The 17,610-nt window shown below is 59.1% G+C and carries 15 protein-coding genes and 1 tRNA gene; 10 read left to right on the top strand and 6 right to left on the bottom strand.

Going from position 1 to position 17,610, the window contains the following annotated elements; all coding sequences use genetic code 11:
• Position 1: 1 nt before the first annotated feature.
• Genes trbG through AC13RM_RS08320 form a run of 3 tightly spaced genes read left to right on the top strand, consistent with a single transcriptional unit; the run spans position 2 to position 2,449 of the window.
• Positions 2–1,024 (top strand): P-type conjugative transfer protein TrbG, encoded by a 1,023-nt coding sequence (gene trbG, locus AC13RM_RS08310; protein ID WP_488554829.1) that lies wholly within the window; start codon positions 2–4, stop codon positions 1,022–1,024.
• Complete coding sequence (locus tag AC13RM_RS08315) at positions 1,021–2,229, top strand: TraB/TrbI/VirB10 family type IV secretion system protein (RefSeq protein WP_488554807.1); 1,209 nt, start codon at positions 1,021–1,023, stop codon at positions 2,227–2,229. Before trbG ends, AC13RM_RS08315 begins: the two co-directional genes overlap by 4 nt.
• A gap of 1 nt (position 2,230) precedes the next feature.
• Positions 2,231–2,449: a DUF2274 domain-containing protein gene (locus tag AC13RM_RS08320; RefSeq protein WP_488554808.1), complete on the top strand. Its 219-nt coding sequence runs from the start codon at positions 2,231–2,233 to the stop codon at positions 2,447–2,449.
• 107 nt (positions 2,450–2,556) lie between these two features.
• Here AC13RM_RS08320 and AC13RM_RS08325 read toward each other — a convergent pair whose 3' ends face one another.
• The gene (locus tag AC13RM_RS08325) at positions 2,557–3,513 is read right to left on the bottom strand and encodes a cupin domain-containing protein (protein WP_488554809.1); all 957 of its coding nucleotides are present in this window, start codon (positions 3,511–3,513) and stop codon (positions 2,557–2,559) included.
• A gap of 495 nt (positions 3,514–4,008) precedes the next feature.
• Here AC13RM_RS08325 and AC13RM_RS08330 point away from each other — a divergent pair, with 495 nt between their 5' ends.
• Together AC13RM_RS08330 and AC13RM_RS08335 are read left to right on the top strand one after the other, a co-directional pair.
• Positions 4,009–5,001 carry a zinc-dependent alcohol dehydrogenase family protein gene (locus AC13RM_RS08330; RefSeq protein ID WP_488554810.1) on the top strand — a complete coding sequence of 331 codons (993 nt, stop codon included), beginning with the start codon at positions 4,009–4,011 and terminating at the stop codon, positions 4,999–5,001.
• Positions 5,002–5,420: 419 nt separating this feature from the next.
• The gene (locus AC13RM_RS08335; RefSeq protein WP_488554830.1) at positions 5,421–6,419 is read left to right on the top strand and encodes a LysR family transcriptional regulator; all 999 of its coding nucleotides are present in this window, start codon (positions 5,421–5,423) and stop codon (positions 6,417–6,419) included.
• Between the two features lie 48 nt (positions 6,420–6,467).
• Here AC13RM_RS08335 and AC13RM_RS08340 read toward each other — a convergent pair whose 3' ends face one another.
• Complete coding sequence (locus tag AC13RM_RS08340; RefSeq protein ID WP_488554811.1) at positions 6,468–6,986, bottom strand: type IV toxin-antitoxin system AbiEi family antitoxin domain-containing protein; 519 nt, start codon at positions 6,984–6,986, stop codon at positions 6,468–6,470.
• A gap of 87 nt (positions 6,987–7,073) precedes the next feature.
• Here AC13RM_RS08340 and AC13RM_RS08345 point away from each other — a divergent pair, with 87 nt between their 5' ends.
• Both AC13RM_RS08345 and AC13RM_RS08350 read left to right on the top strand, forming a co-directional pair.
• Positions 7,074–7,493 (top strand): DoxX family protein, encoded by a 420-nt coding sequence (locus AC13RM_RS08345; protein ID WP_113233471.1) that lies wholly within the window; start codon positions 7,074–7,076, stop codon positions 7,491–7,493.
• A gap of 296 nt (positions 7,494–7,789) precedes the next feature.
• Positions 7,790–7,978, top strand: coding sequence for a hypothetical protein (locus AC13RM_RS08350; protein ID WP_374816992.1), 189 nt, complete (start codon positions 7,790–7,792; stop codon positions 7,976–7,978).
• Between the two features lie 199 nt (positions 7,979–8,177).
• Here AC13RM_RS08350 and AC13RM_RS08355 read toward each other — a convergent pair whose 3' ends face one another.
• The 4 genes from AC13RM_RS08355 to AC13RM_RS08370 form a co-directional block, all read right to left on the bottom strand.
• Positions 8,178–8,312 carry a hypothetical protein gene (locus tag AC13RM_RS08355; RefSeq protein WP_285172779.1) on the bottom strand — a complete coding sequence of 45 codons (135 nt, stop codon included), beginning with the start codon at positions 8,310–8,312 and terminating at the stop codon, positions 8,178–8,180.
• A gap of 372 nt (positions 8,313–8,684) precedes the next feature.
• Complete coding sequence (locus AC13RM_RS08360) at positions 8,685–9,791, bottom strand: porin (RefSeq protein ID WP_285172778.1); 1,107 nt, start codon at positions 9,789–9,791, stop codon at positions 8,685–8,687.
• 960 nt (positions 9,792–10,751) lie between these two features.
• Positions 10,752–10,825 (bottom strand) — tRNA-Cys (locus tag AC13RM_RS08365).
• Positions 10,826–11,659: 834 nt separating this feature from the next.
• Entirely contained in the window at positions 11,660–12,100 is a 441-nt protein-coding gene (locus AC13RM_RS08370; protein ID WP_285172777.1) for a Rap1a/Tai family immunity protein, read from the bottom strand.
• Positions 12,101–12,548: 448 nt separating this feature from the next.
• Between AC13RM_RS08370 and AC13RM_RS08375 the strand changes: the two genes are divergently transcribed.
• The 3 genes from AC13RM_RS08375 (at position 12,549) to AC13RM_RS08385 (ending at position 17,297) form a co-directional block, all read left to right on the top strand.
• The gene (locus AC13RM_RS08375; RefSeq protein WP_488554812.1) at positions 12,549–13,199 is read left to right on the top strand and encodes a protein-L-isoaspartate O-methyltransferase family protein; all 651 of its coding nucleotides are present in this window, start codon (positions 12,549–12,551) and stop codon (positions 13,197–13,199) included.
• Positions 13,200–13,452: 253 nt separating this feature from the next.
• Complete coding sequence (locus AC13RM_RS08380; protein WP_488554813.1) at positions 13,453–14,331, top strand: PopZ family protein; 879 nt, start codon at positions 13,453–13,455, stop codon at positions 14,329–14,331.
• A gap of 122 nt (positions 14,332–14,453) precedes the next feature.
• The gene (locus AC13RM_RS08385) at positions 14,454–17,297 is read left to right on the top strand and encodes a valine--tRNA ligase (RefSeq protein ID WP_374816994.1); all 2,844 of its coding nucleotides are present in this window, start codon (positions 14,454–14,456) and stop codon (positions 17,295–17,297) included.
• Positions 17,298–17,610: the final 313 nt, after the last annotated feature.

Here is a 17,610-nt window from a genome sequence, read left to right on the forward strand (position 1 = left end):
GATGCCGATTTTCCGTAAAGCCGGAGAACCGGCTTTCCGTACTCACACATTGGCGGCTTTGCTGCTTTCCGCCTCGGCGCTTGCCGGCTGCGCGACGACGCAGAGGCCGCCCGAGATCAGCTACGACGACGCGCCTGCCGCCGTGCAGACGGTCGATCCGCCGGCGCCGGTCAGGGTGGTCGAGTTGCCGAGGCCGCTTCCGCTGCCCGGACAGATGAAGCCGGTCGAGGAATCGCGGCGAGCGCCCGAACCCGTCGATCCGACGGCTCGCGTCAACCAGGCCAATGCCGCCGCCCGCATCCAGCCGGTGCGCGACGGCTTCATCAACTCCATGCAGGTCTATCCCTTCACCCAAGGGGCGCTCTATCAGGTCTACACCGCCGTCGGGCAGATAACCGACATCGCGCTCCAGCCGGGCGAGCAGCTCGTCGGCTCCGGGCCGGTGGCGGCCGGCGATACGGTCCGCTGGATCATCGGCGACACGCAAAGCGGTTCCGGAGCGACTCTGCAGGTCCACATCCTGGTGAAGCCCACCCGCGCCGATCTGATGACCAATCTCGTCATCAACACCAATCTGCGCACCTATCACATGGAGCTGCGCTCGACCGAGCGTACCTATATGGCCTCGGTCTCCTGGCAATATCCGCAGGACCAGCTCATCGCCCTCCGTCGCCAAAACGCCGAAGCGCAGGCGACCCAGCCAGTCGCGACCGGCGTCGATCTCTCGCGCATCAATTTCCGCTACGAGGTGACGGGCGACCGCGCTGCGTGGCGTCCGCTGCGCGCCTATGACGACGGCCGGCAGGTCTTCATCGAATTCCCGAGAGGCATCGGTCAGGGCGAAATGCCGCCGCTGTTCGTTGTCGGCGCCGAAGGCAACACCTCCGAACTCGTCAACTACCGGGTCCGCAGCAACTACATGATCGTCGACCGGCTCTTCGCGGCCGCGGAGCTCCGCTTCGGCTCCGGCGACACCCAAAAGCGCGTCCGGATCACCCGCACCGACGGGAGGCCCGCGTCGTGAGCGATGACCGGAACGAGGAAGAGGAAGCCGCCGCGCCGCTCACGGAATCGGCGCCGGAGGCGACCGCGCCGATGCGGCTGCGCGCCGAGGCCCCGCGGGTCACGCGGCTATCGCGCAAGGTTCTGGCCGGGCTCGGCCTGGTGGCGAGCCTCGGCCTTGGCGGCGCGCTGGTCTACGCACTCCAGACCCGCAACGGCGGACGGGCGCCCGAGGAACTCTATTCAACGGACAATCGCTCGACGGCGGACGGCCTTCAGGGCCTTCCGCGCGACTATACCGGCGTGCCGCAGCTCGGGCCGCCGCTCCCCGGCGATCTCGGCCGGCCAATCGTCAGCGCTCAGAACCGCGGCCAGCCCGTGCCGGCGCCCGGCGTCGCGCCTGCGCAGCCGGGCATCAGCCCGGAGGAGCAGCGCCGCCTTCAGGAAATCGAGACGGCTCGGACCAGCAGGCTGTTTGCGGCCTCGGAGGCGCGCGCCACGACGCCAGCGACGATCAGCACGCAGACCCTGGCGCAGCCTGATCTAACGAGCCTTGGCCTCGCGCCGCCGGCGGCGACCCCTACGGCGCAGGAGCGGCAGCAGGCGTTCCTCAACGCTCCGGTCGACCGGCGCACCGTTGCGGCCGACCGGGTCGCCGCACCGGCATCGCCGAACATCCTGCAGGCGGGCGCCGTCATCTCGGCGGCGCTGATCACCGGAATCCGTTCGGACCTTCCGGGTCAGATCACGGCACAAGTCACCGAGAACATCTATGACAGCCCGACCGGCCGCATCCTTCTTATCCCGCAGGGCACCCGCGTCATTGGCCAGTACGACACCAACGTCCAATTCGGACAGAGCCGCGTGCTCCTGGTCTGGAACCGCCTGATCTTCCCGAACGGACGCAGCATCGTGCTCGAGCGCCAGCCGGGTGCGGACGCCGAGGGCTATGCCGGTCTTCAGGACGGCGTCGACTACCACTGGTGGGATCTGGCGAAAGCCGCCGGCCTCTCGACGCTGCTCAGCGTGGGTGCGGAACTCGCCACCAATGACGATGACCGGCTAATCCAGGCGATCCGGAATGGCGGTCAGGACACGATCAACGATGCCGGCCAGCAGATCATTCGCCGCCAGCTCAACATCGCGCCGACGCTCACCATCCGTCCGGGCTTTCCCGTGCGCGTGATCGTCACTCGCGATCTAATCCTCGAACCCTACGGAGCGTGAGATGACCAAGCTGAAGCTCGGCGCAATCCAAGACGAGAAGTCGGTGAGAGTGACCCTCGAGCTACCGGCGATTGTCCATCGCGACTTAGTCGCCTACGCCGAGGCACTTGCTCACCAGACGGGTCAAGGCGTAACCGAACCGTCCAAACTGATAGTTCCCATGATCCAGCGTTTCATGGCGACAGATCGAGGCTTCTCCCGGGCACGGCGTTTGAGTTGATGTGCGCGCAAACGAGGTAGCTCGCAATGCCGGCAAAAAATGCGCGACCAAGCGGAAGGGCACGTGGTCTGTCGGCGACGTAGAGGATTGGTAAGCGCTGAAGCGTGTTACGCGGGTTCGAGCGTGGTTTCTTCGGTACCGCCTACGCTTCGCTTGCCTTTGGCCTTCTGGCGCCATTGTCCAGGCGCCATTCCGGTTCTGCGCCGGAACGCCCTGCTGAGCGAGATGTCGCTGTCGTAACCGACCAGGTTGGCGATGTGCATCAGGCTCTGATCGGTGGTCGCCAGCAGCATCCTGGCACGATAGATCCGCCACCCCGTCAGGTAGTCGAGCGGTGCCTCGCCGACGACCGACTTGAACTGCGCCGCAAAGCTGGAGCGCGACAGGTTCGCCTGGCGCGCCATCTCTTCCACCGTCCAGCGCCGGCTTAGATCGGCATGCACGGCATGGATCACGCGCGCCAAGCGCTCGTCGCCAAGCGCCGCCAGCCAGCATGTCGTCTTCTGATCCTCCTGGCGGCAGAGGACACGCAACACCTGCACGAAAAGGGCGTTCGCAAGCTGGTCGATGACGAAACCGGAACCGTAATCGGCCTGTGACGACTCGCTTCCCATCAGGTGAAGCGTATTGCCGATCAGCGCGGCGTCGGTTTCCGCCAGTTCGAACGCAGCGAGCGGCGGGATCAGACTGAACAGGGGCTCCGCCGCCAGGGGATCGAAGGAGAACCGCCCCGACACGATCTCGGTCAGTTCGCCTTCACCGCCATATTCGATTGGATAGACCGGGGCGGGAAAGAGCGTCTCGCAGGCCATCGCCTCTCGGTTGGGCGCGTCACCCAGAATGAAGGCCACTTTCGGCTGGACGATCAGGCAGGTCCCCGCCGCGAGCTGAATAGGCTCATTGGCGCCTTCCCATTGCAGCCAGCACGAGCCGCGCGAGACCACGACGAGCCTGGCCTGGTCCCCTGTGTCGAAATGCACGCTCCAAGGTGCCCGGAACTTGAAGCATGCATATACCGAACTCTGCACGCGCATCTGGCCGATAATGTCGTCGAAGGGGCTCATGTCAGGGACCATACCAGACGATCGGATAGAAATACAGGGCATTAAATCATTCATCATCCGATGAGCGATGGCCTAAGCAAAGAAACCACAGGTCTTATTGGGGCCCGTGAATGCTTATCGGTTCGACACATTCGGCAGCCTCGACGGCTCGGCAGCACGAGAAAGCCTCTCATGGGTCATCCCATTGACGGCCGCTGGCGACATCGCTCCAGCCTTTAACCCGTCACGGAAAACCCGGTCCGCACTCTTGTTCAAAGAGGGCGCGCAGGTGGTCTCCGCAGAAGGGGTCGGCAGAGACGGGAATGGCTCGGCCGCAGAGGAAAGCTTCCTGCCCACGAACGTAAATCGTTTTCAGTTTTTCTGGGCCTGCGGCTTTCCTCCGGCGAACGGCAAAAAGCGCAGTTCTGGACGATTGGTTATAAATTCCGTCCATTTAGCCATTCATGCTCTTCTCTTCGGCTGTTAGCTTCGTTCAAAATCTGAATGGAGAACAAAATGAAAGTCTATCGTATCGAAACCCCCGGCAGCCTCGACGGCCTTGTGGTTCGCGAAGAAGCAGTTCCGACCCCGGGCGTGGGCCAAGTGCTGGTGCGTATAAAGGCGACCACCTTCAACTATCGAGACAGGTTCGTTCTCAATGGTTGGGTGCAGGGCGTGAAGAGCAATGTAGTGCCGCTTACCGATGCCGCCGGCGAAGTGGTGGCAGTGGGTGAGGAGGTGCGAAGGTTTAAGGTCGGCGATCGAGTCGTCAATTCCTTCTTCTTCAATTGGGCGGGCGGCCCACGTAATTTCTCCCCGGAGCAATATACCGTCGAGCGCGACGGCTGGCTGACCGAATACAAGGTTATCGATGCAGAGGCGTTGCTGCCGATTCCGGGTAATCTGTCGTTCGAAGAAGCCGCCGCCTTCGTTTGCGCGGGTACAACGGCTTGGTCAGCCGTGAAGGGGATCGGCGCGGGCGATACGATCCTGACGCTGGGGACAGGCAGCGTCTCGATGTTCGCCATCCAGTTCGCCAAGGCGGCGGGTGCGCGCGTAATCTCCACCACATCGCGTCCGGAACATGGCGAGCGTCTGAAGGCACTCGGCGCCAGCCATGTAATTGATTATGTGGCAGAGCCAAATTGGGGCGAAAAGGCGCGGACGCTGACCGGCGGTCGCGGCGTCGAACGGATTGTTGAGGTGGGCGGCGGCACTACGATCGCCCAGTCGATCAAGGCGGTGGCCATTGGCGGCCAGGTGTCCATGGTTGGCATTCTTGGCGGGATGGAAGGTGGCACCGACTACATGTCGATGTTCCTCAGCCTAGCACGCTTTGAAAGCATCCCAGTTGGTAGTCGCAGCGATCTTGAAGCCGCCCTTCGTGTGGCTGAGCAACACGATATTCACCCGGTCATCGACAGCACGTTCGCATTTGCGGACGCTAGAGCTGCGTTCACGCATTTCCTCGAGGGGCGCCCACTCGGGAAAATCATCATCCAGCACTGATGCGCACCGCGATCTTTCGAGCAGACGAAGAACTGATATCGCAGCCTTTTCTACCAAGAGATCGTTCAGCATCGCCATAACGGTGTGCGCTATGGTGCGATCATGGTCGATCGTATCCGCGCCGCGCCGGAATGGGTCTCACCTCTCGCCGACAGGGTCATGTGTTGCCCTGTCGGCCCTTCACTTTGCGGCGCACTGACCGCTGAGGCGCCCAGTGTCGCGCTTGCTAGAACTCGACGAGCGCAATTCTGCGCGGAACGATCAGTTGCCGGCACAGAAGATCGTTTTTCTGCGCACCAATCTAAGTGCGCGCCGTGAGATGAAATCAATTGGGAAATCATCATGAATTCAGACGGTACGCCACGAGCGTGCCGCCTGCTGAGCGCGAGTAGTACAAGGATGTCGCGAACTTGCCCGATATGTCTCTCGATTTCCGTTACCTGCGGTACGCTATGATCGCGGCTGAGCACGGTAGCTTTCGACGAGTCGCCCAAGTTATTGGAGTTTCGCAGTCTACTGTAAGCAGACGTATTATAATTCTCGAACACAAGATCGGGTTTAGCCTTTTCGAGCGAGATCACCGGGGCGTCCGGGTTACCGAGGCCGGCGCCGTGTTCCTAAGAGAGGCAGCAACGGGCGTCAGTCACATTGAGCATGCGGTCGGTGCCGCCCTTTCAATTCATCGGAACTTGGGCGATGAGATAAAGATCGGCACGCCAACGATCCTGAAATCGATGCCGTTTCAACGCATTTTTCGGCAGCTTCGAGATACCCACCCCAGGCTAAAGGTGCGAATGCTTGAAGGTACCACTCAAGACAATCTGTCGCGTTTAACAAACCGCAAAGCCGATATCGTTTTTGTCCTTGGGAGACAGTCCATCTCGGGTCACAAGTCGACAACGCTGTGGTTCGAGCAACTATTTCTTGCTGTGCCTGAAAGACACAAACTCTCTACGACTGACGATATTGTGTGGACTGATCTTCAGAATGAGACCTTTATAATAAGCAGCAGCGGATCGTGGTCGGAGATTGGCGAATGCATAATGCAACAATTGGCGGGCGCTGACTTCCATCCCAAAATCGACGTGCACGATGTCGGCACCGACGGGCTAATGAGCTTGGTGGCAATGGGCTACGGCTTAACTATTACAAGCCGATCTATGTCCGGCTTCGGGTGGACCGGTGTCGTGCTTAAACATATCTTTTGCCCGGAGGGTGACCTGCCCGTGCGAGCGGTATGGTCTCCATCAAACTCCAATCCCGCCCTGAAGCGCTTTATCGCGATAGCCAATTCTGTCTCTCGCGACGAGCTCGATATGTCGCCAAGTCCGCGCACCGGTAACGCTGGAGGTGTGGCCTCGCGAAGCAAGCTCGATTCGACCCGCCCGGAAAAAAGCCGACATAACCTTCGCGAATAGTCTCGAAGAAAATGCCTTGCTCAGGCGGACCCTCTCCGTATCGTGAACTCAAGCCGCATTAGGAATGGCCGCTCGGTAGCGCCCGTAGGCGACCTTGACGAGCAACCCTTCGTCGCACATGCGGGCAAGATAGCAGCGATGAACGCCAATGTCGGTCAGGTCCTTAGTCCTGACCTCGCCCTTCTCCCGGGCGAGGGCGACGGCGCGTTCCCTCAATGTTGGCTTGGGACTGCCGGCAAGTCTGATACGCTCTGCACGGTCGCGATCTCGTTTGCGAATCCGTACGGAGGGCCCTGGCGCACATTCGCGGGGAATATCGTATTCGTAGTTCGCCGATTCGTCGGTCCCGGCGAGCCACTCTTCTTCTACAGAATTGAAGCTTATATCGGCGCTAGCCCGCCCGATTGATTGCATCCTGCGTCTGTAATTCTCAAAGCTGATGAGTGCGCCCGGGCTTATAGCAGTACATTTTTGCAGTTTTATTGCGCATGCCTCGTGGCGCTGACTTCGGCCGCGGCTCGTCTGGTTCAATAGCCTTATCGTCGTTGACCTGTCTTTCTCATTCATGCCAGATTGCCGCCGCTTGTCAGTCAGGCGTCAGTTCCGATTGGCAATCGGGGGATGTGGGCGAGATCTGGCGCATTGGGGGATAAGATGGCTGAGAATGCGAGCTTTCGTGGTGGAATGGCGCTGGGATGGGTTCTTAGCGCAATTGTGACTCTTGCATTGGTGGCGGATGGGGCCGTTGATCTGTTTGCGCCGGCATGGATCAGGCCGCAGATTGAAGAGACGGGTTTTCCGGTAGGGTTGGCAACACCGCTCGGCCTAATCATCCTCGTCTGCGTCGTTCTTTACGCAATTCCGCGCACGGCCGTCCTTGGAGCGATCCTCGCGACCGGTTTCTTCGGCGGCGCTATTTGCGCCCATTTCCGTCTCGGAGAAATCGGGTCGCCTCCACAACTTATCAGTTTATTGCTCGGCGTCATGGCGTGGGCTGGTCTTTATCTTCGCGACGAACGTGTTCGGCGCCTGTTGCCCCTTCGTTCGGTGGACGACCGAAAATCGAATGCATAACTCATTCCGATTTTTTGCGGTGCAATAACAATATCTTGCACTGCACTTCCCTTCGTGCGGGATGGTGAATGGTAGCGGGCTAATGAGATTGTGCCAAGATGAAGCATCCGTGATTTTCAAGAGCCCGCAGAGGCGGCTCTTGGGCGGATACATGAGGTATTTCTGAAAAAATTAGTTCAAGGTATGGTTGCTCTCGCGAATGTGAGAGCATGTTCATGTGTCGTTAATGCGATGCGGCGCATGAACGTAATGCGCGATCCGCGCAGCATAGTCCCCCAATGCTTTAGAGGTTCGACATGAAAAATCTGATTCTTGCTTCTGCAGTAGCTGTGGCGTCGGTCTTTGCCTTCAGCGTGCCGTCTGAGGCCGCCTCGATGCATCATCATTATCGGCATCACCACTATCATCATCACTGCCATGTGAAGAAAGTGAAGCGCAAGGTTCATGGACGCTGGGTTGTGCGCCATGTGCGCGTCTGCCGCTGATCGAAAGACCTAGGAACCGGCGCAGGTTCCTCTTTAAGCGATACGGCCGCCGCCGGAATTCCGGTGGCGGCCGTATTGTTTCCATTATACCTCGAACTGACCCGCTGCCTACGTCTGGCGTGAGTTTGGCAGCCGGCATATCAGTCGCGATATGCCAACTGCTCGCAGCCGCCAGCGCACTAGGGTCGAATCTCGAATATCACGCCGCCATGGCGGCGATGATGATAGCGACGGTCGTCCCGCCATCTATCATCCCAATGGCGGCGGCGATCCCAGCCGCGATCACCATGCCAATGACGGCGATCGCGATCGCGCCAGCGGGGCCGGTCGTCATCGCGCCATCGGCGCGAGCCTTGTTCTTGCACGAGGATAATATCCGACGCGCGCGATATGGATGGATTGCTCGGCGGCGCGGCCATTGCGGGCAGGGCGGCGGGTAGCGCGGAACCTATAGCCAGCGTCACGCTCAAGGCGAGTGCAGCAAGGTGGTGTTTCAAGGTTCTAACTCCTGTATTCAGCCATGTCCCTTTTCATCGTTAAACGTCAGGGCAACGACTAGGTTCCCTTTTCGTTGTCTGGAGATCCTTGTGACACGCGTATTGATCGCTGGAGGAGCCGCTGATTGCGGGTGTTGCAATTAAAAAAGGGGGCCGGCAGGGAAAGCCGGCCCCCTTCCTTCTCTGATCGGAGGTCAAGTCTGATCAGGTTAGAAGTTGCGTTCGAAGCGCAGGATGCCCGAAACAGTGTCGTCGTGGGCATAGTCATAGTGAACGTAGGTCAGTTCCGGCTCGACCAGGAGGTTCTTGACCGGGTTGAACTTCAGGTTCGTGGTTGCTTCGAAGATCTTCGAGTCGCTATAGGCGAGCTGGAGGTTCCACTTCAGCTTGTCGTTGAACGGAACGCCAACGCCGCCCCAGACAGCCCAGTCACCCCAGCCGCACTTCGATGCATTGACGGTGCCGTTCGGCGCCGTGCAAGCGGAGACGTCCTGGTTGGTGCCTGCGTACTTGTTGAGCTTGTCGCCGTCGGTGTTCCAGCCGCCCATCAAGAAGGCCGTGAATGCGCCGAAGTCAGCGTCGACACGAGCCTTGATGGCGCCTTCTTCGACGATCGAGTCATAACCGCCGACGACCTTGAAGCCCCATGCGCCAGACTTGAAGCCAGCACCGGCAACGACGTCAGGAGCGTAGTGGTTGGTCCGGTCGTCCGTCCACCAGCTTGCACCGTAGGATGCCGAGCCCGTCGTGGCGGAGTTGGAATCTTCGAGCGAGATCACGGCCGAGAAGCCGTTGCCGCCGTCATATTCATAGGTCAACTGGTTGAGTTCGTACGGGCCGTCATAGATCACGTCGTCGTTGATGACGTCGCCGGCGTAGCCGATGTACAGGTTGTACTGCGAGTCCTTCTTACCAACGGTGAAGCCGCCGAGGCTGATGTAGGACCACAGCAGGTTGGTGGAGGTCGAGCCGCCGTCGTTCCAGTCCCAACGAACGATGGTTTCGGTCTTCAACGGACCGTATTCGGTGTCGGTCGCGGTGTCGACGTTCAGCTCGGCACGGGTATGCCACAGCGTGCCCTGATGGCTGTCACGATTGTAAGCGTTGTACCACTCACCTTCGGTACGTACCTTGCCACCGATCTTGAGGCAGGTTTCGGTACCCGGGATGAAGAAGTAGCCAGCACCGTATGCGTCGCAGATGCGGACGTATTCCAGCGGCTCGGGCTCAGCTGCTACGATCGCATCAGCCGCGTGAGCACCGGATACTGCCGCAAGTGCAGCAGCGGAGCCGAGAAGAAGGCTCTTGATGTTCATAATAACTCCAATCTTTCTTGATTGGGCATGAGATATCGCGCCGAGAAACGACGTGCCCAACCCCATCCCGTTCATGTTCCCTATCAGTAGGTGCGAAGTAATAAGCTTCGCGAACTATTTCCTGAACCTGCTTCAGTGATTTGGCAAGATACTAAGGGGATGGAACTATATGTGCACTACTTGAAAACCCGCGTTGTTGCAAAAATGACGCAATTCGCGGCGGTATCTGATCCAGCTTGTTTGCCATCTCGTTTGCATGGCTTGTCTTCTACGAGCCTGGAAAGTGTTTAAGTCTCTGGCTGTTAAGGCGATACGCGCGCTGATTTGGGGCGGGCGAGTGCAGGAGGCCGCAGCCACATGATTATGGTCAATCCTGAGACCGGGCGCAGCCGATTGCCTCTCAATCTGGATAGCAGCGCCGAGTCGCGGCTCGTCTGAGTCGCAAATATTGAAACGATTCTCGGCGAAGAAACCTGTGGCAGCGCGCATCACTCCATAAAAGAGAAGGTGAGAGCCGTCTGGCAATCGCGCTTGGTTGCGATGCGATTGACGGGCGCTTGGCCATGGTGCGTCCGACGACATTACTGGGGGCGTAGTCTCGTCGGACGCGGCACTGTCCGGTTCGTGGGTGGCGTACAAACCGGTAGTCCGAATTCTAGCAGCCACCATAGGTCTCTATAACCTACCTGAATGGGCTGGCAGTCCCAATCTCCAGGCGGGATGGCCGCGCCTCGCTTCGGCAATGATGCTTCAATCTTCAATGCCGCGTAAAGGCTGTGTGATCTTGAGTTTTACAACTATTTCGTGCGTCATGCCGGTTCGGCCAATAGATGGGACGGAAAACTGAACCGAGAACGGATTGCCACCTGGCTTCGGTGTAACCGAATGATTCAGGCCCAAATTGCCTTACCTGAAAATTCAGCAGAAAAATCAGTTATCTATGGAGGATTTAAGGGAAATTGGAGGCCTCGCCCGGAATCGAACCGGGGTGCAAGGATTTGCAGTCCTCTGCGTAACCACTCCGCCACGAGGCCATCCGAAAGCAATTTGCGTTGTGGTGGCGCGGATTTAGAATGATCCAAAGAAAACCGCAAGAGGCTTATTCTGAATTCCGTCCTTTTTTCACTCTGAAGAGAGAATTGCCTGCTGCTCTTGTGCAAGCCTTCAATGCGGATGATGAAACGCATTGCGCCCAGGACGGCAGGAGCGGCGTTCGATCTTCGAAATTCTCTACTGAATAAACATTATAAGCAACACGACACCGAGCAGTGTCAAAGCACCGAAGATTGGCAGCAGTCGAATCATAATCAGGCGAGCAAGTTTCTTGCGCTCGACGGATGTCAGCGCAGGCCACTGCGACTTCGGTAACGACATTGATACTCCCTATCCCCGTCTCAGCGTCGCATTCGAAACTGAAATGACGCTTAAGGTACAGCGGAGTTATGGGAGTTAAGGATGGCGGGCACCGGCGCTCCGGTTTCAGCATTGCGCTCAAGTGGCAAATGCAATCGGACGCCCATCCCGCTCGGTGGCGAAAGTGCGAAGCAAATGGATAGAGAGTTTGCGCGTCCATAAAAGCAAAAGCGGTCCAGTCTAGGGAAAAAACTGGGCCGCCTTTTGCTGGACTAGAGGTCAATCAAATTCAGCGTCCTAATTATAAGTGATACTTAGTAGTTGTCAACGCAAATGCGGTGTGAGGTCGTCGCGCATCAGCCTTCGCCCTGACTGAGATCTTCGCTTGAGCTGCCGGTCCCTTGCGCATTTGGTCCGCAGACGGGCAGGGCATGATCGCTTCGGATGATTCTCAATTCTCAGCGAAAGTTTTAGCTGTCTCGTGTCGGTTCTCAGCCGCCATTGCGGGAGAACGACTATTCCTCAAGGCAAGGAAAGGCGAATTTGTAGGCGCGTGCGATCAGCGAGCTGGCAGGCCGCTCGAGCTGCCAGGAGTGCTCCGCCATCCATTTGCAGGCTATTGTCGTCGCCTTTGTATTGCTCAGCTCGGGCGGCAGACAGAAAGCGCCGACGAACTGTTGAAGGTAGCGCTCGTAACGCGATGAGTTTTTCGGAGTCTGCTTCGTGGCCCGGATCGTCAGGTTCTTCGTTCGCTGGGCTTCATCGAGAATGCCCTGGATATAGACAGAAGCCAGCGTTCGGTCCTCTTCGCACCATTCGTCGAGCTGTTTTCCGGTAACGACATGTCCGATGATCGGAGCTGTCTCTTTCGGCTCGTCCTCGCTTGTCGTTTCCTCGCTCAACGCGACCTGAGGTAAGAGAAGGAGAAGCGCTGCGGCGAAGAGCGAAAGCCTCATTCGGAAAACCTACATCATCGAGGAAAGACTCGCGGCCAGAAAAACCACCAGCGGCAGCGACGTTACGACGAAAAGAACAAGAGAAACAGGCATCCCAGCCACCTTCTATTCAAATTTAATATCTGGGCCGAATGGCTTCGGGCCGGAAGGTCGATTGGTCACCACACCCGGCGGGTCCAATGTCCTGAAGCGTGGTCGCGTGAAGTTAACATTTTGCTAACGAGCGTCCCGGTCTGGGACGGCGCGGATTCGCAAGGTGTTGCAGATTCCGGGTGCCGAAAGGCACTGGCCAGAATTTAAGGGGCGATTGTTGTTCGTCGGCGACGCTTGGGCATGAATCTCGGCGCCTGTTGCGGCAATGCCTTGAAAGCGCGCCGTCAGGCGATTAAGACACGCGTAACAGAAAGTAGAGCCAGCCCGTTCGGGCTCCAGGGCGCAAGAGGATAAGATGGATTTCGAAGCAGCGCGCGTGAAGATGGTCGAGAACCAGATCCGGACGACGGATGTAACCTCCCATTCCGTGTTGAATGCGTTTTTCGCCGTACCGCGCGAAAACTTCGTACCGGAGAAGTCGAAGCTCCTGGCCTATGTCGATTGCGATATCGAGGTCGCTCCTGGACGCTTCCTCATGGAAGCCTCGCCGCTCGCAAAGCTGCTGCAGCTCGGCGCCATCACCAAGGACGACAAGGTTCTCGATGTCGGTTGCGGCACGGGTTACGTGTCCGCCATCCTGTCGCTTCTCGCCGGCAAGGTTATCGCACTTGAATCCAACGAGGAGCTTGCGGCTCAGGCGAAGGCCAATCTTGCCGCGCTTGGCTACGACAACGTGACTGTCGTGGGCGGCGACCTTGAAAAGGGGCATGCCGCCGACGCGCCCTACGATGTGATTTTCCTCAACGGCTCGATCGAGCAGTTGGCGCAGGGTCTGCTCGACCAGCTCGGCGAAGACGGTCGCCTGATCACGGTCATCGGCTATGGTCACGCCGCCCGCGCCACCGTTTTTATGCGCGAGCGGGGTGCCTTCTCGGAAAACGTCTTTTTCAACGCCTCGATCAAGCCGCTGCCGGGCTTTTCCAAAGCCAAGGAATTCGTCTTCTGATTTGCTGAACGATCTGCTTTTTGATCTTGCGACGGGCGCCTTTTGGCGCCTGTTTTTTATTGTCGCCGCCTGTGGCAGAATCGTGCTTAGCAGAGCGATTCGTCGTAGTCGTAACAAAACTGTGCATCACCGGGTTTAGTGCTTTTCAGGTGATTTTTTTCCCGAGGACAGTCATCTAGGGTGGCCCTGATTCGGGTGCCGCCTGGCGAGTTTGTGGTGTGAGTTTCCGGTCGCTGAATATGGGAAAACGGGGATGAATATGGCTCAGCCAAATGTAGTGCGTGAACCGTCCATGGAAGAGATTCTGGCGTCGATCCGCAGGATCATCGAAAGCAACGAACCCGTAGGCGCCAAGCCGACTCCCGCGACGCATTTCGCCGGCTCCGGCATGCGTGATGACGATATTCAATTGACTGTGGATGAAGAATTCGCTGCCGCCGATCGGGCGCGCGCAGCCGAACAGGATCCGCGTTTCGTTGCGGCAAACTCGCAGGTGCCGGTTGCAGACCCGGAAGCCGGCGGGCGCGGTCTGTCGCTGGCCGATGTTGCCGCGCGTGTCCGTGCCGCTTCCGAGCGCAATACCGCCGCATTGCTGAATGCCGGGCGGGAGCCGCCGCAACCGCGGGAGCTGCCGCCGGCCATGGCTGCGCGCCTTGCCGAGGTGCATGTCGAGCCGATCGCCGATGCCCCCCTGAGGCAGGCCATTACGGATGTTACCGCGCCGGTTGCTCCGCCTGTTATGCGGGCGGTGGCCGAGGTTGAACCTGAGATGGAAGATGAGAGGTCGATGGCTGCCTCTGCGGCGCCTCAGGCCGTAGCACCCGTCGAGACACCGATTTTTGAGGCGTCCGAACTAACCGTTGCCGCGGAAGCGGAGGCAGCATCCTTGCCATCGGCCCAGGCCGTATCCGCATCGCCGCTGATGTCGGAAGCCACCGGCGCGCAGGTTTCCCGCTCGTTTGAGGAATTGGCTGCCATCGTCGATGGCGGCCCGCGCCGCTCCCTCGATGAACTGGCACAGGAGATGCTCCGGCCCATGCTGCAGGAGTGGCTCGACGACAACTTGCCGACCCTTGTCGAGCGTCTCGTGCGCGAAGAAATCGAACGAGTGGCCCGCGGTCCGCGCCGCTGACGAGCCCGAGCTTCGGTTAGACGATCCGCCGCTCCGGGCCCCGGGGCGGCTTTTTTATTGACTTGCCCACGGCCATCCTATTTACAACCCGCATCACCCAGTCCTCTAGATCCGGTCCCAAAATGCTCGACAAAACATATGATTCCGCCACCGTCGAACCGAAGATCGCCCAAAAATGGGATGAGGCCGACGCCTTTCGCGCCGGTGCGAACGCCAAGCCGGGCGCGGAAACCTTCACCATTGTTATCCCGCCGCCGAACGTGACCGGTTCGCTGCACATGGGTCATGCGCTGAACAACACGCTGCAGGACATCATGGTGCGGTTCGAGCGCATGCGCGGCAAGGATGTCCTCTGGCAGCCGGGCATGGACCATGCCGGCATCGCCACGCAGATGGTCGTCGAGCGTCGTCTCGCCGAGCGCCAACAGCCGGATCGTCGCAAGATGGGCCGCGAAGCCTTCATCGAGAAGATCTGGGAATGGAAGGCCGAATCGGGCGGCCTGATCTTCAACCAGCTAAAGCGTCTCGGCGCCTCCTGCGACTGGTCGCGTGAACGCTTCACGATGGACGAAGGCCTGTCCAAGGCCGTTCTCGAAGTTTTCGTCACGCTCTACAAGGAAGGCCTGATCTACAAGGACAAGCGCCTGGTCAATTGGGACCCGAAGCTCTTGACGGCGATCTCCGATATGGAGGTCGAGCAGCACGAGGTGAAGGGCAATCTCTGGCACCTGCGCTATCCGCTGGAGCCCGGCGTTACCTATGAATATCCGATCGCCTTTGACGAGGAAGGCAAGCCGACCGAATTCGAGACGCGCGATTATATTGTCGTTGCGACGACGCGCCCGGAAACGATGCTCGGCGATACCGGTATCGCGGTCAATCCGGAAGACGAGCGTTATCGGGGTATTGTCGGCAAGCATGTCATCCTGCCGATCGTTGGCCGCCGGGTCCCGATCGTCGCCGACTCCTATGCCGATCCGACCGCTGGCACCGGCGCGGTAAAGATCACGCCGGCGCATGATTTCAATGACTTCGAAGTCGGCAAGCGCGCCGGACTGCGCGCCATCAACGTCATGGACGTCGATGCCTCGATCACCATCAAGGATAACGAGGACTTCCTCCAGGATCTCGATAACCCCGCAGCGCTGCATGGCGCTTGGGACGAGCTGGAAGGCAAGGACCGCTTCGAGGCCCGCAAGATCATCGTTCGCATCTTCGAAGAGGCGGGCCTGCTCGACAAGATCGAGCCTCATACGCATGCGGTGCCGCATGGCGACCGCGGCGGTGTGCCGATCGAGCCGCGCCTGACCGAACAGTGGTTCGTCGACAACAAGACCTTGGGGCAGCCTGCGCTGGAATCCGTTCGCGAGGGCAGAACCAAGTTCGTGCCCAGGAATTGGGAAAACACCTATTTCAACTGGCTTGAAAACATCGAGCCGTGGTGCATTTCCCGCCAGCTTTGGTGGGGCCATCAGATCCCGGCATGGTATGGGCCGGATGGTCAGGTCTTTGTCGAAAAGACCGAGGAAGAGGCACTGCAGGCAGCGATCCAGCATTATCTTTCGCATGAAGGGCCGATGAAGGCCTACGTCGAAGATCTGCTGGAGAACTTCAAGCCCGGCGAAATCCTGACGCGCGACGAAGACGTGCTGGACACTTGGTTCTCGTCCGCACTCTGGCCGTTCTCCACGCTCGGCTGGCCGGACGAGACGCCGGAACTGGCGCGCTACTATCCGACGAACCTCCTCGTGACCGGCTTCGATATCATCCCGTTCTGGGTCGTTCGCATGATGCAGATGGGTCTGCATTTCATGAAGGATGACAATGGCAATCCCGTCGAGCCGTTCAGCACGGTTTACATTCATGCTCTCGTTCGCGACAAGAACGGGCAGAAGATGTCGAAGTCCAAGGGCAACGTCATCGATCCGCTGGAACTGATCGACCAATACGGCGCCGATTCGCTGCGTTTCACGCTGGCGATCATGGCCGCGCAGGGTCGCGACGTGAAGCTCGACCCGGCCCGCATCGCCGGTTACCGCAACTTCGGCACCAAGCTCTGGAACGCCACGCGTTTTGCCGAGATGAACGGCGCCAAGAGCGATCCGCATTTCGTGCCCGAAGCGGCCGAGCTCACGGTCAACCGCTGGATCCTGACGGAACTGGCGCGTGCAGAGCGTGACGTTACCGAGGCGCTGGAAAGCTTCCGCTTCAATGATGCGGCGAGCGCGCTCTATCGCTTTATCTGGAATCAGTTCTGCGATTGGTATCTTGAGCTATTGAAGCCGATCTTCAATGGCGAAGACGAGAATGCCAAGGCGGAGGCTCAGTCCTGCGCTGCGTATGTACTCGAAGAGACCTACAAGCTTCTGCATCCGTTCATGCCCTTCATGACCGAGGAGCTCTGGGCGCACACGGCAGGCGAGGGGCAGGAACGTGAAGGCCTGATTTGCCACGCGGATTGGCCGGCGCCGTTCTATGCCGATAACGTCGCCGCCGATGAAATCAATTGGCTGATCGATCTGGTTTCCGGCATTCGTTCCGTTCGTTCGGAAATGAACGTGCCGCCGGCTGCAACGGCACCCCTGGTCGTTGTCGATGCCAATAGCCTGACGCGCGAGCGCCTGTTCCGCCATGACGCCGCTATCAAGCGCCTGGCGCGCGTGGAATCGGTTTCGCTTGCCGATACCGCACCGAAGGGTGCTGCTCAGATCGTCGTCGGCGAGGCGACGGTCTGCCTGCCGCTAGGCAGCCTCATCGATCTCTCCGCGGAGAAAGCACGCCTCGAAAAGGCGATTGCCAAGAACGATCAGGAGATCGCCCGCATTGTCGGCAAGCTTTCGAACGAGAAGTTCGTTGCCAATGCCAATCCGGACGTCGTCGCCGCCGAGCGCGAGCGCCTCGGCGAGCTCGAGGGGCAGCAGTCGAGCCTCAAGGTGGCGCTGGCCCGGGTCAGCGAGGCCGGCTAGGACATGCGGCGTGCGCTCAAGGGTGAGAAGCACAAGAAGCGAAGCTGAGAAATCGCGATTCGCTTGAGTAAGTAGAGATCTGGAATCGAAAAGGCACGCGGTGTTCGCCGCGTGCCTTTTTGTTTATTTCCTTCGATTCGATGGGATTGGGCGGATCTAACGCCCCGGATCCGCCACCAGTTTCGCACAGGCGAAACAGATTACCCCTAAAGTTGCTGGACATGCTCGAAAAGCAAAACTGTTGTCATATTGTAACAGAATTGTTGCCGTGAAGAATGAGATTCTATTAGGGGCTAAAAATGTTATTTCGAAA

The sequence above is a fragment of the Martinezella sp. CNPSo 3732 genome, from assembly GCF_057784515.1.